This is a genomic window from Amycolatopsis sp. NBC_00348 (assembly GCF_036114655.1).
Taxonomy (GTDB): domain Bacteria; phylum Actinomycetota; class Actinomycetes; order Mycobacteriales; family Pseudonocardiaceae; genus Amycolatopsis.
Window position 1 is genome coordinate 7,180,437 of record NZ_CP107994.1, and the last position, 24,313, is coordinate 7,204,749.

The window sequence follows — 24,313 nt, forward strand, 5'->3', positions numbered from 1 at the left end:
CGGTCCAATGTCCGCCCATCGTTCCGCCGGCGCGGTGATCATTGAACACCACCCTCACGTGCGACGTGTCCGGGCCACCATTCACGACACCAACGTTAACCGACACCACGTCGACAGGAACGGCGGCACCGAATGGGCCGCATTCAGGCCAAGCGCTGTTCTGGACAATTACTTGACAGATTTCGAAACTCTCGACGGAAGCACATCGCGACCGCTAGGCTACCGTGCTGCTGAGTCGATCACGGCGAGGGAGCGTTCGCGATTTACCCATCCAAATTCACGACGAGCTTGGTTGCGGCAACGGCCTCGCGACCACGACGTGCTGCTGTCATCTGCGCGGTCGTCCTCTTTTCACTGTTCGGCCAACTTCCTTTCGCCACGGCGCAGACGATCGAGGCGAACCCGCCTTGGCCGGCTCACTGCCCCTTGCGCATCGGCCTGCTCATCGACCAGTCGAGTTCCATGGAACCCAGGTTCGACGAAGTCCGCGAGGCGGCGAGTAACGTCGTCGATGCGCTGCGCGACAAACACTCCGAAGTCTCGATCATCGACTTCGGCACGGACGCCCGAGTCGTCAGGTCCGCGGTCGACATTTCCGACGACGATTCCCGCCACCAGCTGAAAGAGCAGATCGGAGACCTCTCGGCCCACGACGGGGACAACGACGGCGCGACGAACTGGGAAGCGGCGTTCCTCGCCGCGAAAGAGCTCCGGCTCAACGTTGCCGTGCTCATAACCGACGGGTTGCCGAACGTCTACGGAAATCCGGTACAAGAAGGTGACGAAGCCGTCCCAGCCGCTATTGCGGCGTCCACCCAGCTGAAACGCGACCACACCCGGGTAGCCGGCGTCGGCATCGACCTGGACCAAGTCGGCGCGCGGAATCTCGCGAGTGTGACGGGCCCGAATGTCGGCCAGGACTATTTCGTCACCGATACGTCCGGGCTGCTGCGGCAGCTCTACGGAATCGTGGCGAGTTCGTGCGGCGTGACGATCGCCGCGCTGCCCCAGCCGGAACCGCCGGTCTTTCCCTGGGGCAAGGTCCTCCTCGGCACTCTCGGCGGGCTCGTGCTCCTCGCTCTTGTCGCGTACGCGCTGCACCGGAGGCGCGGTACGAGCGTCAGACCCGCACCGGCCACTGCGGGCGGCGGGAGCGCCAAGGGCGGCCGCATCGACCATTCCGACCTCACGAAGCGGGTTCGTGGCATCCGGCCCGACGAGCAGAACACCAACCTTCACAAGGACCAACCATGACCCGACCCGTACTCGGCATCGACCTCGGCACCACCTACACGTGCGTCGCGCACCTCGACGAGAACGGTCGAGCCACCGTGTTGCCCAACCAGGAGAGCGAACTCACGACACCGTCCGTCGTGTTCTTCGAGGAGACAGGCAGCGTCACCGTCGGCAAGTTCGCCAAGAACGAGCTGAAGAACCAGGCGGGTCGCGTGGTCGACCTCATCAAGCGGCACATGGGCGAGGACGGCTACACCGTCGAGATCGATGGCGAGGAACGCTACCCCCAGTCGATCTCCGCGGTGATCCTCAAGCAGGTCGTCGAGGACGCGCTCAGCGTCCTCGGTGTCGACGTGCCGGCGGACGGCCCGCTCGCGGACGTCGTCATCACTGTGCCCGCCTACTTCGGCGCGGCCGAGCGCCAAGCCACGCGAGACGCCGGTGAGATGGCCCGCCTGAACGTCGTGAACATCATCAACGAGCCGACCGCGGCCGCCATCGCGTACGGGCTGATCAACCCCGGCGAGGACCGCACCGTGCTGGTGTACGACCTCGGCGGCGGCACGTTCGACGTCACGATCATCAACGTGTCGCAGAGCGAAATCCGCGTGGTCGCGACGGGCGGCGACCACCGGCTCGGCGGCGCGGACTGGGACGACCGCCTCATGGACCGGATCAGCGAGAAGTTCCAGGAGCAGCACCCGGACTCCGACCCGAGAGCCGACCTCGACGCGGCGGGCGCCATCACGCTGCTCGCCGAGGACGCCAAGAAGGGACTGTCCCGACGGGACACCTACAGCAGCTCGATCGTCGCGCACGGCGAACGCGCCAAGATCGAGATCACCCGCAAGGAACTCGAGGAATGCACTGCCGACCTGCTCGGCCGGACGCTCGACTTCACGCGCGACGTGCTCGGCCACGCCCGGGAAAAGAGCGTGGACCAGATCCACGAGGTGCTGCTCGTCGGTGGTATGTCGCACTCTCCCGCGGTCAAGCAGCGGCTCGCAGAGGACTTCCCCGACCTGCCGGCGCCGAAGCTCGCCGATCCGGATCAGATCGTCGCGAAGGGCGCGGCCCTCTTCGCCGCGAGCAGCGTGGCCGAGACCGACGGCTCGCCGTCCTCGATGGGCAGCCTGCCGGGCGGCAAGCCGATCCCGAAGATCGTCGACGTCACGTCCAAGGGCTATGGGATCGCCATCGTGCGCGACCCCCGGAACCAGGACGGCGAACGGATCGTCTCGTGGCTGATCCGGCCCAACGACGAGATCCCCGCATCGCCGCGGGGCACGTTCCGCACCGTCGCCCACGGCCAGGAAATGGTGGAGATCGTGGTCTACGAGTCGAAAACCGACGTGTTGAGCATCGAGCTGCCGGACAACCTCGAGCTCGTGAAGGGTGACCTGGTCGGGCTGCCGCCGGACCAGCCCGCCGGTCAGCCGCTCGAAGTCTCGTTCAACCTCCAAGCGGACGGGATCCTCCGGGTCTCCGCGGTCGCGAGCAACGGCAAGGAACTCCGGCTCGAGGCCAAGATCAGTGGTCTGGTGCCGGAGGAGGTGAAGCGGGCCCCGCTGCCCGCGCTCCAGCGGTGAGCGAGTGGCATTTCGACAGCGCCCGCTTCGTCGAAGAAGTGCTCAAGCCGGTGCAAGACGGCTGGCGGCCCGACGAGGACTTTTTCCGCGTGTACCTCTTGCCGCCGGATGTCGCCGGCGCCGACGTGGTGCGCACTGCGCTCGCCAAGATCAAAAGCCAGCTCAACAACCGGCAGTACGGCGGGTTCAAGCGGGCGTGCGACCAGCTGCGAGCGCTGCACGAGACGGCGGTGGCGACTCTCACGGACCCGGCGAAGTCGGCGGCGCACCGGGCCGCGGTGTCCGCGCGGACCCGCAAGCTGGGGGCAGGCCTGCAGCAGCGCCTTCGCGGCGCACCTGGCTTGTCCGGGCAACGCGTCGAGTCACTCGTCCGCGAATCGGGAGGCGCGCTGACCCGGACCACGGTCCTGGCGGCGCTCGCGGAGATCGGCGCCCGGCAGCTCGAACCCGTCGAGTTGCCGGCCACGCCCGAGCCGCGCCAGTGGTCCGACACACACCACCTGCTCGTCCAGCTCCAGCACGCCTCGCTGTGGGACTACCTGGCCGGCACGCTCAACGGGACGCGAACTTCCGAGCGCGATCTCGAAGCGCGGCGAAGCAAACTGCGGGTGTCCCGGGATGCCGAGACCACTGCGGAACAGACTCTGCTGAAGAGGATTCAGCAATGGCTCGGCGACGCGTCCTTGATCGCTGTGCTGCGCCACGAACTGCTGTCCCGCCTCGCGGCACAGGCGCCCTACGGCTATTCGGAAGTCGCCGCGGCGGCCGAGGCGGTCGCGGAGCGGCTGGCTGCGTTGGAGCTGCCCGCGGACCCGGGCACCACCGCCTACGCGGCCTGGTGCCACTTCACCAACCCGGCGAGTACCGCCCCGGCCTGGCAGGACGACTACCGTTCCGCGGTCCGCGACCTGCGGTTGCGGACCGCGCTCGCCGTGCTGGACGGACAGCCCGGGTTGCCGGACGAGTGGCGGGAACGGCGCTCCGAGCTCGCTGCCCAGCTGACCACGCTCGACACCGAAATCGCGCGGTGCAGGCAGCTCGAACGCCAAGACGTGGAGGCGGCCGCAACGGGCTACTACCGGATCCGCGAGCAGCTCTCCGACCACGACCTGGACGTCGCCATCGAACGGTGTGCGCCGGCAGCGCCACCGTCGGCGACCGCGGTCGTGCGGGCCGGCCAGGTCGTCGTGTCGTGGCGACCGAGCCGTGCGCACGCCGGCCGCATCGGCTACCGCGTAACCCGTGGCAGCACGCTGATCTGCGCCGACACGCGTGAGCTCGAGGTGGCCGACGACGACCCGCCGGGCGGCACCCCGCTGAGCTACGAGGTCCGCACGACCCGCGACGGCACTCCGTCGACACGACCGGCACGCACGGCCGCGGTGACGGTGCTGCGCGATGTGCTCGACCTGGTGCTGCGGGGCGAGCCCCACCGGATCGCCGGACGCTGGCGCCTCCCCGCCGGCGCTTCCGGCGCCGTCGTGCGGCGCAACGGAAGTGCGGTGCGCGACGTGCAGTCCTCGACGTTCGAGGACACCGGCGTACGCGCCGGGCGCGCCTACGACTACGTCGTGACGGCGACCTACCGGCTGGCGGACGGGACGATCGCCGAGAGCGATGGTGTGCACGCTTCCGCTCGATGCCAGGAAATTCCCGACGCCGTCACCGATCTGACCGCTGAGGCGGACGGCGACGGGCTGCTGGTGCGGTGGACGGCTCCGGCCCAGGGCGACGTCGAAATCCTGGAGCTGCGCCAGAACGTGGACGCGCCGGCGCAAGAGGTCGTGCCGGTGTCGAAGGCTCGCGCCTACGGCGTGCCGGTTCGCAGTGCGCCCGGCGCCGGGCGGAACTGGCTCCGGGTCGAGCTCGCGGCATCGGCGAGGCGTCAGAAGCTCCTGCCCGTGACCGTGCTGGGCGACCTCGCGGCGATCGGCGCCCCGTGCGCGGTCGACGTCCGGCACGGTACCGTCCGGTCGCTGCGCGTCGATCGGCTCGGCCCGACCGTCCGTCTGACGTGGGAGTGGCCGCCCGGTGCGACCTCGGCGCGGGTGGTGTGGCGCACAGGGACGAAGCCGACCGGTCCGGCCGATCCCGCCGCATCCAAACTCGACGTGACCCGGGTGACCTACGACAGCCGTGGTGTCTCGGTCCCTGCGCCCGCGGGTGATCACTGGTTCGGTGTGTGCACGTCCCTCGTCGACGGCGAGACGCGCAGCTTCGGACCGATCCTGTTCGGCCAGGGGTCGACGCCGGTGGCGATCCGCTACTCCATCGAACGGGTGCGGTCGTTGCGGCGGACGCGCCGGATCCTCGTGGTGGACGGTGAACCGGGCAGCGGGGTGCCGTCGATCGTCGTGGTGGCCAAGTCGGGACTCCGCCCGCTCGAGGCGAGCGACGGCCACGAACTGGTCACCACCGAAGCCGGTGTCGCGCCGATGCGCGTCGAGTTCACCGTGCCGCCGGACCTGCGGCGGCCCTTGCACATCCGCGCGTTCTCCCGTGACGAACGCGTGCACATGGTGGCCGCCAGCCCCGGCCAGCTCGTACTGACCTGACCACCCCTTCGCGTGCTGGGAACCGGTGTGACCAAAACGAAGTGCCCGTACTGCTGGACGAGCTCCCGGCGCAACGAGCTGCACATGCGGTGCGGGGAGCAGTGCGACCACAAGGGTGAGACCTTCGCAGAACGGCAGTTGAAGAACGGCCGCTGCCCGCACGGGAAGCTCCCCCAGAGCCGGCGCGTCTGCCCGAGCTGCGGGCGGGAGCTCCTGCGTGAGTACCTCGACGGCGCCGGCCGCAACATCGCGGTGATCGGCTCGTCCGACTCCGGTAAGAGCACCTGGGTCGGCGTGCTGATCCACGAGTTCCAGCGTGGCCAGGTGAACGAGCGGTTCACCGGGATGTCGCTCGACCTGCTCGGCGAGGAGTCCCGTGTGCGCTACCGGCGCGACTTCGACACGCCGCTGTTCGAAGAAGGCCGTCCGCTCAGGCAGACGGCTTCGGCCCGGGTCACCAGCCCGGAACCGTTGATGTTCAGCCTCCGCTTCCGGCGGCAGGGCATGTTCGGATCGGCGCGCATCGCGCCGGTGGTCACGGTGTTCTACGACACCGCGGGCGAGGACGTCGCCCGCGCCGAAGCGATGGACCAGCTGATCAGCTACCTCGACGCCGCCGAGGGCATCATCCTGTTGCTCGATCCCCTGCAGATGCCCAAGGTCCGTGATCTGGTCGGCGTGAACGGCTCGAAGTCCCGCTACACCGATCAGCTTCACGTGCTGAACCGGCTCGGCGAGCTGCTCCGGGAGCGCAGTTCCGGCCGGGTCGAGCGGCGCCTGCGCACCCCGCTGGCGGTCGCGCTCACCAAGCTGGACCTGCTGCCGGATTCCCTGGCGCCCGAGTCCCCGCTGCGGCAGCCGTCGGGACACATCGGCGTCTACGACGAGGCGGACGGGCTCGACGTGCACGAGGAGGTCCGGGCCTGGCTCGACCAGTGGTACGACCCGGCCTTCGATCGCAGCATCGCCAACACGTTCGAGACCTACCGGTACTTCGGGCTCTCCGCGCTGGGGGCACCGCCGGTCGACGGCAAGCACCTCGCGCCGGAAGGCGTGCACCCGTACCGCCTGGAGGACCCCATGTTGTGGCTGCTGGCCCGGTTCGGTGCGATCAGGATGATGAAAGGCAAGCGATGAGCATGCACCAGCTTCACTACACGTCGTGCGAGGACGGCCTCGAGGGCATCCAGGGCTTCCAGATCAGCGCACTGACTCCGGGCGCACCCAAGCAGCTGGTGGACCTCGCGGTGCGGGCCAGCGCCTACGAAGTGGGACCGCAGCTCGCCAACGCCGACGAATCCGATCTCGGCGCCTTCCCCGTGGCCTTCGGGTACGCCCGCACCGGCGGATCCGCCGTGCTGTTCCAGACCCGGTACACGGGCGCGGACTTCACCGGCCGGACCGGCAACTACTTCGCTCACGCGCTCCTGCTCGGCGAGGCCGACCGGGAACTCGGTCGTGCGCTGCCGATCGACATGTGGCGCGGTTCCGTCTGGGTCCACTCGCGACAACGCGGCACCGACCTTCCACCGGTCGACGCGCTCACGCCCGGCAGCGCGACGAGTCCGGCCGACATCCGCCGGTTCCTGTCCGCGCCGGGCGGGGCCGGAGGTCTGGCGCGGGTGATCAGCGCGGTGCAGCGGGTGCTCACCGACGGGCGGGGCCGGGTCGTGCTCGTCGTCCCGGACGACCGGACGGCGGCGCTGTGGCTGGCCGCGCTCTGCCGGTCCTTCCCCCGCGCGCTCGGGGTCGCGATCTCGTTCGTGACCTACACGTCGCGGCCGGAAGATGCCGGCGTGCTCGTCAGCTGCACCACGCCGGACGTGCTGCTCCCGAGCTACGGCGACTTCACCGTCGTCGATCCGCTCGAGGCCGGGGCCGAGGAAACCACCCGTTACGCGACGATGATGGCCGCGCTGTGGAGCAGGAGTGATGTCCAGAGCGCGATCATGGCGGCGGACCGCTTGACCTCACCGCTGTCGGCGGGCGAACTGGAAGCCTTCGCCGTGCTGATCGAGTGCGCCGCGGACGTTCCGCCCGGCCGTGACGTGCCGGAAGCCTTGCTGCTCGACGCCGCCGCCCTCGCGGTCGAACGCATGCCGGGAACGCTCCTCGCCGATGGCTGGCAACGACTCGCCGGGCGGCTGCGGGCCGTCGGCGGGCCGGCCGACCTGCGCCGGTGGGCGAATCACCTCGAGGCCGCGGACCGCCGCCGGGAACCGGTCTCCGCCGACCTGCTCGGCACGTACTACCTCGCCGCCCTCACGGCGCCTGAACAGCTCTGGCTACCCCGGCTGGACCCGGCGCAGCTCGACCAGGTCGTGGCCGAAGCCGTCCTCCCGGCGATGACCGATCCGAAGTCGAAGACCGTTCTCGACCGCATGGCCGGGCAGGACGAGTTCCGTGCGGCGACGCTGCGCGTCCTGTCGGCCCGGCTCACCGACCCGCGGCAGATCATCCCGCTGTGCACGTCCCTGACGCCGCACGCAGGTCAGCTCCTCCGCAGGATCGGCGGTCGAGGCCGGGTCGCGCTCCTTGCGGACGTGGTCCTCGCCCGGGAAGGCAAGGAGGACCGGGTCTCGGTGCTGGACAAGGCACTCGACGACCACGAGGTCGACTGGCGACGGCTCGGCGCCGTGCTGTGGCCGGCCGAGGTGTCGCAGGCGGAGGCTGAACGCGCCCTCAGCTCACTGCACCCCGACGTGCTGGTCGGCACCGGTCTGCTGAGCCGCATCGTGGCACGAACGCTGGACCAGGCGGCTCGGGGCCAATTGGGACCCAGCGACGCCGGGCTGGTCGACGAGCTGCTCGCCCCGGACCTGGTCGGGTCGATGCGCGCGGAAGAGGCCACCATGCTCGAGACGGCCAAGTTCCTCAGCCTTCTCCAGCACGCCACTCCGAGGGACGACGCCGAACTTCCCGTGAGCGAAGGGCTGCGGCTGCTGCCCTCCCTGCCGGCGGCGTCCGCGCAGAACCTGCTCGGTGCCCTTGCCGAGTACGTGCTGCGCGCCGACACGCGAACGCACCACAACCTGCTCGAGACGACTCTGCGAGAGACGGGCGGCCGGTTCCTCGAGACGTACGGCGAGCGCGCGAGCGCGCGTCTGGTCAAGGCCGATCCGAACTACGTCGCGTCCGTGATCGTGGTCTGGTGGAGCGTCTCCGACCAGCGGGTCCGCCGCCGGCTCGTCAACGAGACGCTGGTGGCCGCGGTCTCCAGGCGCAAGCCGAAACACCTCGACCGGATCGGCGAGCTGCTCAAGTCGACGGCGGTGCGATCCCGGCTCGACGTCGCCGCGCCCAAGGGCAGCTGGTCCAAGTGGTGGCGCGAGTGGCGGTCGGCACACGAGGCGAACCGGGGGCTGCTGAACCTGCTCGGTCTGCGGAGGCAGCGCTGATGGGATACGTCATCGGGATCGCGATCGCCTTCTGCCTGGTGATCGCCGTGGTCCCCGTGCTCTTCACCGCCTTCCTCTACATCGGCGCGTTGTTCTTCGCGGTGAGCGGGCTGATCGCGTTCACCATCGGGCTCATCGAATTCGTGACAGCGGCGTTCGCCGGCTTCACGCCGTACGGCCCGACGGCGCACCTGCACATCGATCCGGCATCGAGGAAGCCCGGCTCCGATCCCGCTTATCGCAGCTACTACGCCGGACCGATCCTGCTCGACTACCAGAAGGTGCTCATCCAAGCGGTGGGACGGATGTGGGCCCGGGTCGTCGTCGACGACCCGAAGACACGACCCGATCCGAGGTTTTCCCGGTCGCTCGCGGGCCGGACGTGGAACCGGGCGAGGTTCTCCTCCCTGAACCACGCCGTGACCTACCCACTCGCCGCGATGGTCGTCGTCGGGCTGGTCATGGGTGCCGCGGCCGCCAGTGCCTTCCTCCTCGTAGTGTCCGCGGTGTTCGCGGTCCTGCTGGGTCTTCTCGTGCTCCTCGCCACGGCGACCGCCGGCGCGTCGCAGGTGCTCGAGGTCGGGGCGCTCTGGGTGCGCGGCATCACGATCGAGTGCGGCACCTGCCACGTGCGCGCCACGCGTCCGATCTACCGCTGTCCGGACTGCCAGGCCGAGCACAAGAGGTTACTGCCCGGCATGTCGGGTGTGCTGCACCGCACGTGCCGCTGCGAGACGGTGCTGCCGACCCTGCTGGCGAACGGCAAGGCGAAACTCCCGGCGCAGTGCGCCGAGTGCCGGGCGCAGTTGCCGATCGGGGGGCTGACCGCACCGACCGTGCACATTCCTGTGATCGCCGGACCGACGGCCGGCAAGTCCGTGTACATGTTCTCCGCGGTCAGCCGGTTGATGCTGCTGGACGACGGGTTCGAGTTCGCCGACGAACGGGCGAAGCAGGAGTTCGAGCGCAACCTGCAGCGTGGTGTGCTCGACGACCCGAACCGCGCCCTCAAGACCACGATCACGCGGCCGAGGGCCTACAACGTGTACATCGGCGCGGAAGGCAGCCGGGCACGACGGCTGCTGTACCTCTACGACCCGGCCGGCGAAATCCCCGAAAGCCCCGATCAGCTCGCCGAGTCGCAGTTCCTCAAGCACACCAGCGGTATCGTCTTCGTGATCGACCCGTTCTCGCTGCGTCAGGTGCGTTCCGAGACGGACCGGGCGATCCTCGGCCGGGTGCACGCGTCCAACGCTCTGCCGAAGACGTCGCTGGAGCGCTTTGTGGAGGCTCAGCGCGAACACCTCGGCGTCAAAGCCGGCGGCCTGCTGAAGATGCCTGTCGCCATCGTGCTGACGAAGGCTGACGCGCTCATCGAATCGACCGGCACGGACCACCCCTACGCGGGACTGCAGCAGGCCGGCCGCGCCGAGCGGGACGCCGCGGTCCGCGAGTGGCTGAACAACGTGGGCCAGCGCGATCTACTGGCCTCGATCGACAACCAGTTCGCCACGATCGCGTACTTCGTCGTGAGCTACGAGGACGCCCGCGACGTGACCTCGCACCCTTCGGCGGCCGGCGGTGTCGTCAACGACGACCCCGCGGCGCCGGTGCGGTGGCTGATCAACAGGAAGGCCGTGCAATGAGCGGTGTGCCGAAAGCGGTGGCGAACGGCAGGCGCGTGGCCATGGTGATGCTGGTGATCGCCGTGGCACTGGTAGCGCTCGGGGTGATCGTGGTGATCGGTGTCGTGGCGAGCCAGCCGGTCACCGTCTAGCCGCCGGTGGCCACCTTGTACACCACGACCTCGGCGAACCGCACCACGCGCTCATCGCTGCGATACCCGGGCCTGCGCGCCTCGGCGACCCGGCCGTCGAGGGTCTCGTCTTCGGTCACCTGGGTGCCGACGGCACGGTGTTCGTGCCGGTCGAACTCGGCGCCCGCGTCAGCCGAGAACGCTTCGACCCCCTGCCGTTCCAGGACCAGGGTCACGTCTTCGACGACGTCGGCGCACAGCTGGGCCGAATCGGCGCCCTCCCGGATCGCGGCCGCTCTGCTCCGCCAGTCATCGGCCAGCTTGATCAGCTCGCGCAGGGCAGGTTGCACGGTAGCCTTGGACCCGGCCCGCCTGAGTTGCTCGTTCTCGGCGTGCAGCCGGTCGACAACCTCGTTCAGGAACTTGCTCTGCGCGTGCAAGCCCGCGAGTTCGGTTCGGATGGCGCTGAGCGCTTCGTCGATGCCGGCAGCCGCTTCGGTGTTGTTATCCACCAGAAGAAAAATACTGACAAAAGACCAGGAAATCAAGACGAGAGAAGCATGTCCAGCATATTCATGAGCTACCGCCGAAACCCACAAGGGACAGCCGTCGCCGCCATAGCCGACGGACTGCAGCGCTATTTCGGAACCGAGGAGGTGTTCATCGACAACGGCATAGTTCCCGGTGATCAATACCCGGATGCCCTCGAGAGCAGACTCCAAGCGTGCACGGTGCTCATCGCGGTGATCCACGAGGGCTGGGAAGACTCTTTCAAAGAACGCCGCCACAAGGATTGGGTGCTACACGAGATCAGGACCGCGCTGGAACGGCGGATCCACGTGATCCCCGTACCCATCGGGAACGCTTCGATGCCGGAGTGGACCGAACTGCCCGCCGAGATCAGCGAGCTGGCGCACCGGCAAGCGGCACCCGTCGGCCCGGCCACCTACACCACCGACCTGAACAATCTGATCCGCCAGCTCGAGAAGCACGTCGCTCCCGCCACCGCGGCGTCCGAGGATCCCGCGCCACGCAGGAAGCGACTCTGGCTGCGCCTCCTGATCAGCACCATCTCACTGTTCGCGCTGACACCGATTCTCTTCTTCACCGGCGGAGAAACCCTCTGGGAACTGTTCGCGCGTCCCGCCGCCATCTCAGCTGTCGTGCTGGCGCTGGCTTCAACACTCGCCACCACCCTCGTGGTCGCGCTCAAACCCCTGACCGACCGGTGGGAAAAGAGCTCGGGAATACAAGGCGTGCGGAAGATGTTCGCCTTGTACTGGATAGCGCCCGCGCTCATCGTCCTCGCGAGCCTCTCCATGAGCATTCACGCCCTCACCGAGGACGACAACCTCAACCTGTGGAAGATCTCCGCCTTCGCCGCGTTCCTCCTGATCGCGTTCTGGGTTCTTTCGTTCTGGTTCCAACGCACAGCGGACCGCGATGAAGAATGGCCACCTCCGGTTACGACCGAGCACGCCGTCTTCCGCCGCGCGGCCCACCGGCTGGAGCAGCGGCTGGTCGACGGCAAGAAGTCGCGAAAGGACTACACGAAGGCCGATCGGCAGGACGCGGAGCTGATCCTTTCGAGGCTCGATGGTGCTCGCAAGGAACTGGATCACCGAGCCCGTGCATCGATGCCGGCGTGGATCAAGAGTGGATACCGGAGCGAGGCGGTCGCCTATCTCAGCTGGTTCGCCAGCATCGTCGCACTGGAGGTCGTGGCGACCGGGGTGAGCGTGTTCGGCGAGCCGGCACCCAGGCGTTCGCTCCTCGCGGCGGGCCTGACGATCGCGATCGCCGCGATCTTCACCATGGCGGGCCTGTCCGTGAACTGCCTGCTGGACAGGCGGAACTCGCGGCGTTGGAGCTCGGAGATCATGGAGTGGCAGCAAAAGCTCGCAACCATGGTTCACGAGCACGGGGCAATGCCAGGGCGGGGGCGCGGATGAGCGGGAAAGTGTTCGTCAACTACCGGCAGCGGGACGCGGCGGGCAACCTGCTGCCCCACGCGCTGGTGGTCGAGGCGCTCGCGGAGCGGCTGTCCGTCTACTTCGGACACGAGGCGGTCTACTTCGACACGACGCTGCGGATCGGTGAGCCCTACCCCGCGGCGCTGCGAGCGCGCCTGCTGGAGACGGATGTGCTGGTGGTGGTCATCCACCCCACCTGGCTTTCGGACCTGGCCGACCGGTCGGGCCGGCCGCGGGACTGGGTGCGCTACGAGATCGCCATCGCGCTCGCGAGCAGTACCCGGCTGGTGCCGGTGGTGCTCACCGGAGCCGGCATGCCGTTACCTCAAGACCTGCCCCCGGACATCCGCGAGCTGGCGCACGCACAGTGCGTCGAACTGCGATTCGGGTCGCTGGCGGACGGGATGCAGTCCGTCGTTGCCGAGATCGAGCTCGTGGTGTCCCCCCAGGCGCCGGAACTGGTGACGGCGGTCGAGCCATTGCGCGACCGGAGCAGGATCGGCGCGGCCATCGGCGTGTTCCTGCTGTCCGCGCTGCTGGGCTGCGCGAACATCGCGGTGCGCTTCGTGCCGTTCCCCGACCTTCCCGCCGCGTGGAACGCGGCGCTGTTCGCCGGCGTGCTGACGTTCTACCTGGTGATCATCCTGATCGTCAGCGGGTGCAAATTCGCACTCCGCCGCCCGATGGACTGGCTGGACGAACGGCTCGTACGCACACCGAACCGCGCGTTCGTGGTGTTCGGAACGGGCGTGTTCTTCCTGGGCTTGTGCATGGTGATGCTGATGCTCGTCGCCACCTCCGGACTCGACGCCGGCACGCTGCTCCTCGTGGTGACCATCGGTGTCGTCGCAGTGATGTCCATGGCTGTCGCGTGGCTGCGCAATCAGGCTCACGCGCCGGACTGGCCCCGGCGCCCCGCCGAAGCCACGCCCTTCTGGGTACGACACGCGTGCGTGGAGCTGGAGACCCGGCTCCAGTCGTGGAACGCGCCGCTGCCACTCGTCCGGCAGCAGGACGCCCAGCTGGCACTCGCCAACATCCGGGGCGCCGTCGCCGCGATGAGCGCACCCGAGTCCACTCGGCTGATCGCGTGGTGGCGCAAGCGGAGCCCGTGGGTCACCCTCACCCACGCGGGGCTCATGGCTGCGGCGTTCGTGCTGGCCACCGTCGCGCTGGTGCTCGACTGGGTCGCGGACGGACCGGACGTCCTGAGCGCCCTGTGCTGGCTGGGCGCAGTCATCGTGATCGTCGGTTCCTTCGCCGGGGCGATCGCCTTCGAGCGCGGGGGCGACCGCGGCCAGATCGCCACGATCACCACGACGATCCAGGAGCGGCTGGCGTCCTTGGAGGAACAACTCGCCGTGCTCAGCCGGCCGGGGCTCATCGCCGCACACCGGCTGCGCTCGAACGGAAGAACCTGACGCGCCGACGGGCGCGGGTGTGGCCGAGGACCACACCCCGCGCTCCCCAGCGATCGGTCCACAGGTGTCAGCTGGCCGCGGCGTCAAGGCTCTTGGCCAGCTCGGAAGCCAGCTTGCGCTTCTTCCGCCAGGCCAGCTGCGCGTGGTTCATCATGCCGTAGCGCGTGCTGAACTCCGATGTCCAGATCTCGACGCCGCACCTGCTCGTCCCGTCCGGCGAGAACGCGATCGAGACGACGGGAGCGCCGACCCGCAGCTTCTGCCGGTAGTTGAGATCACCTTTCCCGGAAACCTTGGTCCAGGTGACGTTGAAACAGGCGGCGACGATTTCTGCCGCGGCCTGTTCGGACATCGCGACCTCGACCGCGACGTGCCGGCGTGCGTCCACTTGGACAAAGATCGCCCAGCACAGCAAGGCGATGACGACGAGCACCCAGAAAACTTCCATTTTTTGTCACCTTTCGCTGACGACTTCGACGTTCTTGCGGCATAGTCGTCCGCGGTCGCCGGATCGTTGCAGGCAAATGACCGGAATTCTTCTCGGAGCTCGTAACGTTATGACACCCGGAACGACTTGAACAGGGAAACCACCAGGATCTATGGCAGAGGTGCGTCGGGCATGACAGCAGAATGCCGGCAATGCGGCGAAAACTTGCGCGACGACGCCAGGTTCTGCGTCGGCTGCGGGGCCGCCGTCCCGCGCCGGGCTGCGGCCTCGGCCTCGGCCTCGGCCTCGGACGACCAGCGGCCATCGGCCTCGCCCCCGCCACCACCACCGCCTGCGAGTCCCCGATATCCGTCGCCGCCTCCTCCACTCCCACCGGTCTCGGTCCAGAACCACACCACGACCGGACCGGGCCTGACCCAGGGCGCGAAAACCGCTGTAGCCGCAGGAATCTGTGCGCTGGTCATCGGCGCCGTCGTACTGGTTTCGACAACCGCGGGCAACAACTCGCCCGCCCCGGGCGGCTCCGGGGGCAGTGGCTCCTTCGCAGACGGTGAAACGCAATCACAATCGCGGATCACGGAGACGATGGTCGCGCCCACGACAGAAACCACGAGCGCGGCACCCACGGATGCGCGAAGCCTGCTGCAGCAGCAGGTCGACCAGGACCGGGCCCAGGTCGAGCAGCTCGTCGGCTCCTGGCTCCCGCAGCTTTCCGCGAAGAAGCCGGACATGCTCGCCAACGGCGTCACTTACGACTACGACGCGATCTGGGCGGACTTCGTCACCAACCGGCAGCAGCACCCGCAAGCACTGCTGCTGTGGTCCGGGGACTACTCCAGCTTCAAGTACCCGGACTTCTGGATCACCGTGGAGGCCCAGTCGTTCGGCGACGGTGCCTCGGCCAACACGTGGTGCGATTCGTACGGGATCAACAAGGACGACTGCTACGCGAAACGGCTGATGCACACGGGCGGCTACGCCGGCAACACCCTGCTACGCAAGTAACCGGCCCGGAAGTTCGCCGGCCCGCACCAGGGAATCGAGAACACCGCTCAATCCGAATCGGAGAATTGCGTCACGAACCAGCCGGAACCCGGCACCGTAGACGGGATCCGGATTGATCTTCATCCGCTCCCGGATTTGCGCCGCCAGCGGTGTTTCCAGGTCACGCAGAACGCCGTAGGCCAATGCCTCGGACAGTCCTTCCGCGATTTCCGGTCGCAGGCGCCCGTGCCGCCGCTGCGCCAACCAAGCGTGGCCGAACTCGTGGGCGGCGACGCCGTAGAACAACTCGACGGGAAGGCCCGCGACAATACGGATGTCGGCGACCCTCCCGGGTTCGTCTTGCCGGTAGCGGATGGTGGTGGCGCCGAGGGCATGGCCCTGTCCGCGGCCGAACTCGAGCAATTCGTGCGGTGGCACCAGCCGGACCTTGGCGGGCTGCCGCAGCGCGAGGCCCCTGCGCGCGAGGGACTGCCGGACGCGGCCGAGCACCGGGGCGACCTGGCGCTGGAGGTCGACGGCGTCATGCGCGCACAGTTCACAACGGAGCACGCCACTCCCGAGGTCGCACCAGGTCGCCGGTCTGACTCGCACACGGTGTTCGCAGAAGGCACACGTGACACTCTCGCGGTGACTGGCGCAGCTCAGACCTCCACGCAGGGCCAGCAGCGCCGCGCCGTTGACCCGCACACCGCAGACGGTGCAGCGCGCCGGCGCCTCCCGCGTCACAGTGCGGGGACCCAGCGCCCGGTACCGGGGTCCCGGCGCCAACCCGAGGTCGTCGTCGGCGCCGGCTGTCGTCCCGAGCCGGCTGCCACCTGATCGGGCACCGAGCTCAGCCCGGTTCTGGTGGCGAAGTAGGACTCCCACTCGGCGGCTTCGGGCCGAAGCCTGCCCAGGTCGGCCAACGCGGCGCCGAGCAACCGGCGTCCTTCGGCGTCCAGCACCGACCGCACCCGCTGAGGGCTGCGGGACGTGCTGGCCTGCGGGCCCGGTGAGAGCGTCCGCAGGACGAACAGCCCCAGTTTGTACAGATCCGTGGCCTGGGTGAGGACCGCTCCTTCCGGAGGCGCCCAGTCCGGCGCGTTGAGCTGCCGGACCACCGGCGCCGATCCCCGGATGCGGACCGCGTCGCAGTCGACCAGCATCACCGACGGCGTGGCGCCGGTCCTGAACAACGCGTTCTTGGCGTTGACATCGCCGAAGACGAGCCCGTTTTCGTGAAGCAGCGCCAGCGCGCCTGCCAGGTCGCGGCAGACCGCGCGCCGGTCGGTCATGTCCGGGTACGCGAGCCCGGCCCGGGACGCGACCTCGGGCCCGACGAACAGGCCCTGCACCTCCCGCGGCAGCGTGCTCACCTTCCCGCTCGGCAGGCGTCGCCGGTCGAAGTACGAGCTCGGGATCAGCGGCATCACCACACCGCAGACGGCCCCCTGCTCGATGACGACGCGAGCGGGCCACGATGCGATCCCGTCGAGCCGGGCACGCACCGGCGCGGCCAGCTTGCTGCGGGCGCGGACGATCGCACGGAGACCGTGCGGCGGCTGGTGGCCGGCGTGGTAGTGCTTGTAGACGACCTCGCCGGCGACATCCGGAAGCCGTAGCGAGGGCAGCAGGTGGACCGTCGCCTGGCCGCCCTTGCCCAGCCGCTCACCGAGATCACCCAGCTCCGCACGGTCGATCTCGTCGTCGCTCATGGGCTGGGGACCGGCCAGAGCGCCAACGCGGTGCGGTCGTCGTCGTAAGAGCGACGGGCGAAGTCCACCTGCGCCGCGAAGTTGAGTGAAGTGGGCGGAGTGGCCCAAGCCCGCGCGAGGAAGGCCCCGACCTCTCCGCCGCCGCTTCCGAGTGCGTCACCGACGCCGTCGGTCATCAGCACCAAGGCGGTTCCAGGCCCGAAACGGACGACGACGGTCTCCGGAGCCACCGCGGGCACCACGGGAATGGCGGCGGTCGTGCTCGACGCGACTTCGCTGTCGGAGTTCTTGACGTGCTGAAGAGGGGTCCACGGAACGGCGTCACCGGGGTTGAGCAGCCAAGCCGACGTGTCGCCCAGAGCCACGACGTGGGCGGTGTGCTCGCCGTTCGCGCCGGGCTCCAGGTCGATCACCGCGAACAACGCGGTGGAGGCCAGGTAACGGCCCGCCTCGCGTGGATCGGTGCCCGGCGGATCACCACCGTTCCGGCGGGCGATGTCGTGGGCGGCCGATACCGTCCGGGAGACGAGTTTCCCCAGCATCATCAGCCAGTCGAGCTTCTCCGGAGTGACGGCCGAGAGCTGTTCCACCAGGTTCCGGCAGCCGTCGCGCGTGACGATCTCCGCAGCAAGGTGCGAATACTCGCCGGCGGCGACACCGTCGGCGACACAAGCGACGAGGTAACGGCCGTCCTCACTCAACATCCGGGCGTAAGCGTCCTGCCGCGCCGAGCCGTAGAAGCGGTGCGACAGCCCTCGAATGCTGGCGGCTCGCAGCTCCAGGCTCGCGCCACCGCGGTCGTCCCGCACCTGGTCCGCGTCGATGATGTAGGCGGGAACGTCCGGGAACCGGGAGTCGAGCTTCGGTTTCACGGCCACGGCGGCCCGGCCCGGGTCGCCGATCCGGACGGGTTCGACCGGATCGAACCGCGGAGCGGGCTGCGCAGCGCTCTCGTCCAGGTGGTGGGTCACAGGAAGTCCCCGTTCGCGTTCGCGGCCGCGACCCCGCTCGGCAGGTCCGCGGGATCCGGGTGGATCAGGCCGGAGTCGCCGCCGGCCAGGTTGGTCCCGGAGCTGAGAACGCTCGAAATCATGATCTCGGCCATGCCGGCGATCGCCTGCGCGGCGTCGTTCCCCTCGTCCATCAGGTACATCCGGCTCTGCTTCGTCCCCGTCGCGGGGTGGATCAACCGTCGCAGGACCTGCGGATCGGCCTCCTTGACCCCGAACGGGATCACGTTCGGATACATCGCGAAGCCGACGTTGGACTGCCGGTCGTACTCGGTGAGCTCCCGGAACGCGCTTGTCCACTCGTCTTCGGTGTCGGTGGGCGCGCCATCGGTCAGGAAGAACACCGCCGGCCGGTGCACGCTGAAACCATCGGCCTTCAACTGCGTCACGTTCGCCTCGATCTCCTTGCGCAGCAACCGGAACGCGGCCGCGTAGGACGTCGATCCCCGGCACGACAGCCCCGGCAGGACGACGTCGGGGTCAAGGAGGTCGCACAGCGGCAGCCGAACCTGCGCGTCACCGGCGAAGTCGACGAGCGCGAGCCGGATCTTGTCGGTCAGGATCGGATCGGTCGCCAGCGCGTCCGAGAGCCTGGGCATGATGTCATTGGCGTTCTGGAGCTGCTCCCCGTCCATCGACCACGAAACATCGATCACGACGTAGAACGGCAGGATTTTGGCGAGTTCGTCGGGCATGGTTCCTTCTCTCGATCGGATCAGAACAGGTAGGCGTACTGGCGGAGCTTGCGTTCCAGCGCTTCACGGCACTCGTCGGAAGCCGCGCCGACCGATCGCTCGAGGTCCGAGCACAACGCTTCGAGGCGCTGCCCCTCGTCCTCGCCGACGAACGGCACCACCTTGTTCCGCGCACGCTCGAGCAGGTGGACCGTCGCGCTGTCCAGGGCGGGTGCAGGCGCGGTCGCCACAGGCGCCGGTGTCGCCGAACCGGCCGGTCCGCCACCCGACTCGATGGTCGTCCGGACCCGGGTCGCGAGGTTGATCAGCTGCGACTTGTCCTTGGTCACGCCGAACGAGACGTCGTCGCGCAACATCACCCGGCCGGTCCTGGTGTTGGTGACGGTGATGTGCAGGATGCCGTCCACGTTGTACTCGTAGCTGATGTCGAACGCGTTCTCCTGCTGGGTCAGATCCGGGTCGACGTCGATGCTCCACTCCTTGAGCACCACGTTGTCCGGATCGGAGACCTCCTTGGCCGGATCGCCTTCGATGACCCGGACCAGCACGGATCGCTGTCCTTGGACGGCCGGGATGTAGTTGTCGCTCTCCCTCGCCGGCAGCTGCCGGTTCCGCGGGATCAGCACGCTGAACTCCGGACGCTGGTTGTCGTTGTGCACGATCGTGCCCAGCGCGTGTTCGGTGGACACGAAGAAGTCCTTGTCCAGCTGGCCGAGCAGGATCGCGGACGCGATGGCGGCCCCCTCCGCCACCGCGGTCATGGGATCGCAGCCGGTGGCCGGTTCGCGGCCGACCGTTTCCGACACCAGCTTGCGCGCGGCCGGGATCTTGCTGCTGCCACCGACCATGACCAGCTGGTCGATTCCGCCCGGACCGATCTGGAGGTCGCGCAGGCACTGCAGGATGGGCTGCCGCGCCTCCTCGAGGAGTTTGCCGATCGATTTCTCGAAGAGCACCCGGTCGACCTGGACATATTCGCCGTCCGGAAGCCGCAGGTTCGTCTCCGTCTGGGAGGACAGCAGGATCTTCGCCCGCTCGACCTCCAGCCGGAACTGCGCTTCCTGCCCCGGCGACCACGACGGTCGCCGCGGAAGCCGGTTGCGGATCGCCAGTGCGAACGCCTCGTCCAGATCGATCCCGCCCGACCGGGGAATTCCCTTGGACGCCCGTTCGATGAAGACACCTTCGATCGTCTCGAGAACGGTGACGTCAAGGGTTCCACCGCCCCAGTCGAACACCAGGATGTTCTGGTCGCGGCGGGCGTCGACGGCATAGGCCATCGCGGCCGCCGTGGGCTCGTTGACGAGCGCCTGGACGTCGATGCCGGCGAGCCCGGCGCAGAGCTTCGTGCGGTAGCGGGCCAAACCGCGGCTGTTGGCCGGGATGGTCACGACCGCCCGGTCGACCTCTACGCCGGCCGAGGCGCTGCGCAGGTGACCGAAGAGCAGCGCAGCGGCCTCCTCGACCGACACCCGCGAACCGCCGATGTCGACGAACTCCTCCGTGGCGAACAGCCTCTTGACGGTTTCGAGCTTGCCTTCTTGCTGTCGCTTCGCGGCCCAGCCGAACGTCGTCCGGCGCCCGTCCTGGGACACGCCGACCACCGAGGGCATCACCTTGTCGAACCCGAGCTGCTCCCACTCCGCCGGCGGCGAGTCGATGGAGAGCACCTCGACCTCGTGCCCGTTCCACTGGGCCAGAACCGAGTTCGTCGTGCCGAAGTCGATGCCGTAGGGGTTCACGACCGCACCTCGCGCTCTCCCGCGTGCCGAGCGGCGGGAAGGCGTGGCACGCGTTCGGTCTGCCCCATCACGACGGGACGGCCGGTTGCTTCGTCGACGAAGGCGTGCCGGAGGACACGCAGCTCGTCGCCGTCACCCCCCAGGTCGTCGTAGTACCGCGAGTCGGCGGGGTCGGCCCAGCGGACCACCCCCGCCTGGCTGAGCCATTCCTCGACCACCTGCCGGAGCTGCGGAGCCTGGGCGTGCGCGGCCTCCGCGAAGACCGCGAGCTGCCTCAGGTGCGCCGTCCGCTCCTGGGCGGCCGCGACGATCTGGCGCCGCAGCCCGTCGTACGCGTCGACGGACAACGCCGACGAAGGCTCGCGGACGATGGTCGCCACCTCGATGCGCTCGATCGAGCGGCTGATCCGGTCCAGCGATCGCTCGACTTCGGACAGCCGCGCGAGAAGCGCGTCGGTGCGTCGGGTCATAACTCTTTCCCTTCAGGAGTGAGGTAGCCGTAGTCGAAGGTGGCCGTCGCCCGGATGACCGCGGCGACCAGCTCGCCGACGTCCTTGGCGAGCTCGTCGGCGAGCACCGCGCGGTCGTCGTCCGAGGTCTCCGTGCGCCTCGGGAGCCGGATCGGTGGCAGCGCGAACAGGCCGCGGGCGAGCGGGGTGAACACAGCCGGGTTGGCGGGCACCCGGTAGACGCTGACGTCGTCCTCGGCCGTGCCCGCCCGGCTCTGCACCTCGTGAAGGGCCCAGTTCAGGTCTTCGATGCCGACCGGACCGCCCGCGGCACGGCGCACACGCCGCGCCGCGCGTGCGAAGTGCCGGCGCGCGAGGTCGGGCGGGGTTCCGTAGTCGATCCCGAGCAACAGGTAGGGGTTGCGCATGACTCTCCTCAGCCGCCGAGGGCGCGTTGGGCCTTGAATTCGAGGTCACGGACTTGATCGAGGAAATCGAGGATGTCCGTCCGGGTCTCCGCGTGCTCGACGGCGCGAGACCAGGGCAGCAGCTGCGTGCGAGTCGCTCGGCAGAGTTCGACGGTCTCGGCGACCACCCCGCGGGCGGTGAACCAGGCCGTCGTCCCGCGCTGGACCACGTCCAGGATGTCCACGGCCTGGTTGTACGGATCGACGATCTTCCCGATCTCGCGAACCCGCGCCTGCTGGATGTTGATGGCCACTCGCCGGGTGGCGAGTTCGACGAACGGCTCGATGCGGGATCGGTCTTCGTCGCTCAGTCCCGGGAGCAGCTCGAGCGCGGACTTGTGCATGTCGACGATCGCGTCGGAGATCTCCTTGTCGTCGAGCAGCAGGACGTAGCTGACGGTGCAGGCCGAGAGCACGCTCAGCGATACGCGGTCGTACGGGCTGAGCCCGCTCAGGCGGGTGGCGAGGGCGAACGCCGTGGACCCGGCGACGGCCGCTCCGTCGAGGTCTTCGACCATGACGGCGCGCACGTCGTCGATCAGCTGGTCGCGAGCGGGCCGCACCCAGTCCGGGCCCTGGTCCCAGTCCCGGATCGACGCGAAGAAATCGATGACCGCAGACAGGTCGTCTTCGGCTCGTGCCCGGGCGTACCGGGCTTCCAGGCTCTTCGCGTGAGGAGACCGCGCGAGGCTCTCCGGCCGCCTGATCCACGCTTTGTCGAATCTCGACAGGACCAGGCTGATTTCCCGGAAGTCGGCGAGTGGGATGTCTTCGGCCACGATCGACCGCAACGGCTCACGCAGCACGGTCGGCAGCTCACGACCGGGTTCTTCACCCTCCCAGACACGCTCGCCCTCGCCCCGCCAGATCGCCAGTGCCCGCACGGCCGCCGCCGTCCGCATCGCAGCCGTCGGCGCCTCGCGGACCAACCGGGCGAGGTGCCGCGCGGCGAGTTCGGTGTCCAGGTGGGGGGCGACCACGCCGATGTTCGCCAGCAACGCCGGCGAATGTTCGCCTTCGAGCGCGCTCTCCAGCTCCCGGACCGCTCCCGCGTGGTCGCCCAGGTTGTGCAGGGCGCAAGCGAGCAGGTTCTGGGCCTCGTCGCGGACGGACTCGTCGACGGCGACGCGAAGACATTCCCGTGCGGCGTCCGCTCCGGCCTGCCACTGGGCGAGGAACAGGTGCTCCCTCGCGGCGTACAGCGAAACCCACTCGAAGAACCTCGGGTGGCGTGCCGCCAGCCCCGGAACGGCCCGCAGGCGGTCGGCGCCGTAGGTGCGGACGAGGTAGCTCCACACCGACACGTCCGCCACGATCGGTTCCGGAAGTCCGGCCGGAGCTTCGGCGGACTCCTCGAGCAAGCCGACCAGGTGTTCCGCGACCGAGCGGTGCTCCGCGAGGACGTCGCCGATCGTGACGTCCTGCGGTCGGCTGCGCTCGAACGCCTCGACCGCGGCGAAGTGCTTGCCCAGCCGGGTTTCACGCCGTTCTGCGGGGACCTCGCCGGTGCGAGCAAAAGCACGCCGGTCCAGTTCGTCCTGGTGCCCCAGTGTTTCCAGTTCGGTTTCCGTCAGCTTCTCCGGCTGCGTGCGTCCGACGAGGTAGGTGAGCTCGTCAACCGGCCTTTGTGCGCTTCGCACAGCTTGGGCGTCGACCGCGCCACGCTCGACGATGTCGTCGAGAACGGTCATCGACGCGACCGTGATCTCCGGTGCTCCGACAACCGCGAGCGAGCCACCGTGGGCCGCGGCCAATCTTCCGGCGGGCCCCAGCAGGCCGGTCGTCTCCTCGTCGGGTCGCCCGTCGAGCATCGCGAAAACGGTGCCGGGCAAACCGTGTCTCTGCGCGCGGAGCCACTCGTCGGCCATGACGTCGCCGTGAGCGGCCTTCCGGATCCCGAGCTTCCGTTCCAGCGCGGCGGCGAGCGGTTCGTCCGCGGAGAAGGCGACCAGGCACCCGGCGAGCCGCTGGGCCGCACCCGGCACACCCACGATTCCGTCCGCGCAGGCGGACAGAACGGCGACAACCCTCCGGTAGCGGCCGGCAGGCAGTCTCGCCGCGGCATCGACGAGGGCCTCGAACCGAGACCTCCTGGCCGCGTGCACAACACGCAGCCAGGTCGCCTCGGGCTCGCCGAGACCGATCTCGCCGAGCAGATCCGGGCGGTCGAGGCGGAGCAGGTCGAGCGCGTGCAACCTCGTCGCGCCGAGATCCGCCGCGTAAGCGGAACGGACGTGAGCCGGCAGAGCCGCAGGTGACCACGCCACGCCGGGTGGGGCAGTGGGCCGAGCTGCCCACCAGAGCAGAGCCGCCGCCGGACCACGCAGCCCGCGCAGGTCCACTTCGCTGTTGAGCGGGACCTCCGCGACCGAAAGCTCGTCGAGGGCGACGACGTCGAATTCGCCGTTTCCCTTGAGCAGTCTTGCGTCCCCGCCCGCGAAACCCACGCACAGCGCGAACTTCGCCCGGACGAGCCGGCGCCCGTGCTTGTGGAACCTGCCGAGGACAGCCGGCCGGTCCCCGGCATCGCCGAGCGCCATGGGCACGCCGCACTCCGCGCAAGCTGCTTGCCCTCTGGCCGCGTCGGCCCCGCACGCCAGGCACATCGCTTCCCCGCCGACGGCCACGGCGACCCGCTGCGGTCCGAGCTCACCACGACGCTCGAGCAGTTCCAGCAGCACGTCGCCACGCGCCCCCGCTGCCGGCCGGGTCTCCTCCCTCGGGGCTGCGGCAACAGACACGGTTCGACCCAGAGGCTGCCCGCAGGCGGCGCAGAAACGATCACTCGCAGGCCCGCGCGTCCCGCAACCCGGACAGCCGGAATCTGCCGGTGCCGGGGCCTCGACCGGCGGCCTCGAATTGAGAACAGGCACCT

Annotated in this window: 20 protein-coding genes and 1 pseudogene; 11 read left to right on the top strand and 10 right to left on the bottom strand. The window is 69.0% G+C overall.

Annotated elements, in window-relative coordinates:
• Nucleotides 1–288 precede the first annotated feature (288 nt).
• Genes OHS58_RS31385 through OHS58_RS31415 form a run of 7 tightly spaced genes read left to right on the top strand, consistent with a single transcriptional unit; the run spans nucleotide 289 to nucleotide 10,555 of the window.
• Nucleotides 289–1,254, top strand: coding sequence for a vWA domain-containing protein (locus OHS58_RS31385; protein WP_328644901.1), 966 nt, complete (start codon nucleotides 289–291; stop codon nucleotides 1,252–1,254).
• Nucleotides 1,251–2,825: an Hsp70 family protein gene (locus OHS58_RS31390; protein ID WP_328644902.1), complete on the top strand. Its 1,575-nt coding sequence runs from the start codon at nucleotides 1,251–1,253 to the stop codon at nucleotides 2,823–2,825. Before OHS58_RS31385 ends, OHS58_RS31390 begins: the two co-directional genes overlap by 4 nt.
• Nucleotides 2,822–5,380, top strand: coding sequence for a hypothetical protein (locus tag OHS58_RS31395; protein ID WP_328644903.1), 2,559 nt, complete (start codon nucleotides 2,822–2,824; stop codon nucleotides 5,378–5,380). The genes OHS58_RS31390 and OHS58_RS31395 overlap by 4 nt, the downstream gene beginning before the upstream one ends.
• Before the next feature lie 27 nt (nucleotides 5,381–5,407).
• Nucleotides 5,408–6,517 (top strand): TRAFAC clade GTPase domain-containing protein, encoded by a 1,110-nt coding sequence (locus OHS58_RS31400; protein WP_328644904.1) that lies wholly within the window; start codon nucleotides 5,408–5,410, stop codon nucleotides 6,515–6,517.
• Nucleotides 6,518–6,519: 2 nt separating this feature from the next.
• The gene (locus tag OHS58_RS31405; RefSeq protein WP_328644905.1) at nucleotides 6,520–8,778 is read left to right on the top strand and encodes a GAP1-N2 domain-containing protein; all 2,259 of its coding nucleotides are present in this window, start codon (nucleotides 6,520–6,522) and stop codon (nucleotides 8,776–8,778) included.
• The gene (locus tag OHS58_RS31410; protein WP_328644906.1) at nucleotides 8,778–10,424 is read left to right on the top strand and encodes a TRAFAC clade GTPase domain-containing protein; all 1,647 of its coding nucleotides are present in this window, start codon (nucleotides 8,778–8,780) and stop codon (nucleotides 10,422–10,424) included. The genes OHS58_RS31405 and OHS58_RS31410 overlap by 1 nt, the downstream gene beginning before the upstream one ends.
• The gene (locus tag OHS58_RS31415) at nucleotides 10,421–10,555 is read left to right on the top strand and encodes a hypothetical protein (protein ID WP_256475619.1); all 135 of its coding nucleotides are present in this window, start codon (nucleotides 10,421–10,423) and stop codon (nucleotides 10,553–10,555) included. The genes OHS58_RS31410 and OHS58_RS31415 overlap by 4 nt, the downstream gene beginning before the upstream one ends.
• Here OHS58_RS31415 and OHS58_RS31420 read toward each other — a convergent pair.
• Complete coding sequence (locus OHS58_RS31420) at nucleotides 10,552–11,046, bottom strand: nucleotide exchange factor GrpE (RefSeq protein ID WP_328644907.1); 495 nt, start codon at nucleotides 11,044–11,046, stop codon at nucleotides 10,552–10,554. The genes OHS58_RS31415 and OHS58_RS31420 overlap by 4 nt on opposite strands.
• A gap of 48 nt (nucleotides 11,047–11,094) precedes the next feature.
• Between OHS58_RS31420 and OHS58_RS31425 the strand changes: the two genes are divergently transcribed.
• Both OHS58_RS31425 and OHS58_RS31430 read left to right on the top strand, forming a co-directional pair.
• Complete coding sequence (locus OHS58_RS31425; RefSeq protein WP_328644908.1) at nucleotides 11,095–12,486, top strand: TIR domain-containing protein; 1,392 nt, start codon at nucleotides 11,095–11,097, stop codon at nucleotides 12,484–12,486.
• Between the two features lie 8 nt (nucleotides 12,487–12,494).
• Nucleotides 12,495–13,928, top strand: coding sequence for a TIR domain-containing protein (locus OHS58_RS31430; RefSeq protein ID WP_328644909.1), 1,434 nt, complete (start codon nucleotides 12,495–12,497; stop codon nucleotides 13,926–13,928).
• Nucleotides 13,929–13,995: 67 nt separating this feature from the next.
• Here the strand turns inward: OHS58_RS31430 and OHS58_RS31435 are convergent, their stop codons facing one another.
• Nucleotides 13,996–14,376 carry a hypothetical protein gene (locus OHS58_RS31435; protein ID WP_328644910.1) on the bottom strand — a complete coding sequence of 127 codons (381 nt, stop codon included), beginning with the start codon at nucleotides 14,374–14,376 and terminating at the stop codon, nucleotides 13,996–13,998.
• Nucleotides 14,377–14,547: 171 nt separating this feature from the next.
• Here OHS58_RS31435 and OHS58_RS48825 point away from each other — a divergent pair.
• Together OHS58_RS48825 and OHS58_RS31440 are read left to right on the top strand one after the other, a co-directional pair.
• Nucleotides 14,548–14,619: pseudogene (locus tag OHS58_RS48825) on the top strand (zinc-ribbon domain-containing protein); the annotation flags it as partial.
• A 342-nt stretch (nucleotides 14,620–14,961) separates the two neighbouring features.
• Nucleotides 14,962–15,381 carry a hypothetical protein gene (locus OHS58_RS31440; protein WP_328644911.1) on the top strand — a complete coding sequence of 140 codons (420 nt, stop codon included), beginning with the start codon at nucleotides 14,962–14,964 and terminating at the stop codon, nucleotides 15,379–15,381.
• Here OHS58_RS31440 and OHS58_RS31445 read toward each other — a convergent pair.
• The 8 genes from OHS58_RS31445 to OHS58_RS31480 all read right to left on the bottom strand — a co-directional run bounded on the left by OHS58_RS31445 (nucleotide 15,370) and on the right by OHS58_RS31480 (nucleotide 24,311).
• Nucleotides 15,370–16,068 (bottom strand): protein DA1, encoded by a 699-nt coding sequence (locus OHS58_RS31445; RefSeq protein WP_328644912.1) that lies wholly within the window; start codon nucleotides 16,066–16,068, stop codon nucleotides 15,370–15,372. The two genes, OHS58_RS31440 and OHS58_RS31445, sit on opposite strands and share 12 nt — an antisense overlap.
• A 35-nt stretch (nucleotides 16,069–16,103) precedes the next feature.
• A complete protein-coding gene (locus OHS58_RS31450) occupies nucleotides 16,104–17,075 on the bottom strand; it encodes a hypothetical protein (RefSeq protein WP_328644913.1) in 972 nt (323 codons plus the stop codon).
• Nucleotides 17,072–17,953, bottom strand: a complete 882-nt coding sequence (locus tag OHS58_RS31455) for a protein phosphatase 2C domain-containing protein (protein ID WP_328644914.1) — start codon at nucleotides 17,951–17,953, stop codon at nucleotides 17,072–17,074. Before OHS58_RS31455 ends, OHS58_RS31450 begins: the two co-directional genes overlap by 4 nt.
• A gap of 89 nt (nucleotides 17,954–18,042) precedes the next feature.
• The gene (locus tag OHS58_RS31460) at nucleotides 18,043–18,780 is read right to left on the bottom strand and encodes a vWA domain-containing protein (RefSeq protein ID WP_328644915.1); all 738 of its coding nucleotides are present in this window, start codon (nucleotides 18,778–18,780) and stop codon (nucleotides 18,043–18,045) included.
• Nucleotides 18,781–18,800: 20 nt separating this feature from the next.
• Nucleotides 18,801–20,522 carry an Hsp70 family protein gene (locus OHS58_RS31465; protein WP_328644916.1) on the bottom strand — a complete coding sequence of 574 codons (1,722 nt, stop codon included), beginning with the start codon at nucleotides 20,520–20,522 and terminating at the stop codon, nucleotides 18,801–18,803.
• Nucleotides 20,519–20,992: a hypothetical protein gene (locus OHS58_RS31470; RefSeq protein WP_247058156.1), complete on the bottom strand. Its 474-nt coding sequence runs from the start codon at nucleotides 20,990–20,992 to the stop codon at nucleotides 20,519–20,521. The genes OHS58_RS31465 and OHS58_RS31470 overlap by 4 nt, the downstream gene beginning before the upstream one ends.
• Nucleotides 20,989–21,399, bottom strand: a complete 411-nt coding sequence (locus OHS58_RS31475; RefSeq protein ID WP_328644917.1) for a hypothetical protein — start codon at nucleotides 21,397–21,399, stop codon at nucleotides 20,989–20,991. Before OHS58_RS31475 ends, OHS58_RS31470 begins: the two co-directional genes overlap by 4 nt.
• A gap of 8 nt (nucleotides 21,400–21,407) precedes the next feature.
• Nucleotides 21,408–24,311: a zinc ribbon domain-containing protein gene (locus OHS58_RS31480; protein ID WP_328644918.1), complete on the bottom strand. Its 2,904-nt coding sequence runs from the start codon at nucleotides 24,309–24,311 to the stop codon at nucleotides 21,408–21,410.
• Nucleotides 24,312–24,313 lie beyond the last annotated feature (2 nt).

Coding starts and splice junctions, on each gene's coding strand:
- OHS58_RS31440 (WP_328644911.1), top strand. CDS start 14,962: ATGGTCGCGCCCACGACAGAAACCACGAGCGCGGCACCCACGGATGCG.
- OHS58_RS31470 (WP_247058156.1), bottom strand. CDS start 20,992: ATGACCCGACGCACCGACGCGCTTCTCGCGCGGCTGTCCGAAGTCGAG.
- OHS58_RS31435 (WP_328644910.1), bottom strand. CDS start 14,376: ATGGAAGTTTTCTGGGTGCTCGTCGTCATCGCCTTGCTGTGCTGGGCG.
- OHS58_RS31460 (WP_328644915.1), bottom strand. CDS start 18,780: ATGCCCGACGAACTCGCCAAAATCCTGCCGTTCTACGTCGTGATCGAT.
- OHS58_RS31405 (WP_328644905.1), top strand. CDS start 6,520: ATGCACCAGCTTCACTACACGTCGTGCGAGGACGGCCTCGAGGGCATC.
- OHS58_RS31410 (WP_328644906.1), top strand. CDS start 8,778: ATGGGATACGTCATCGGGATCGCGATCGCCTTCTGCCTGGTGATCGCC.
- OHS58_RS31475 (WP_328644917.1), bottom strand. CDS start 21,399: ATGCGCAACCCCTACCTGTTGCTCGGGATCGACTACGGAACCCCGCCC.
- OHS58_RS31450 (WP_328644913.1), bottom strand. CDS start 17,075: ATGAGCGACGACGAGATCGACCGTGCGGAGCTGGGTGATCTCGGTGAG.
- OHS58_RS31390 (WP_328644902.1), top strand. CDS start 1,251: ATGACCCGACCCGTACTCGGCATCGACCTCGGCACCACCTACACGTGC.
- OHS58_RS31425 (WP_328644908.1), top strand. CDS start 11,095: ATGTCCAGCATATTCATGAGCTACCGCCGAAACCCACAAGGGACAGCC.
- OHS58_RS31415 (WP_256475619.1), top strand. CDS start 10,421: ATGAGCGGTGTGCCGAAAGCGGTGGCGAACGGCAGGCGCGTGGCCATG.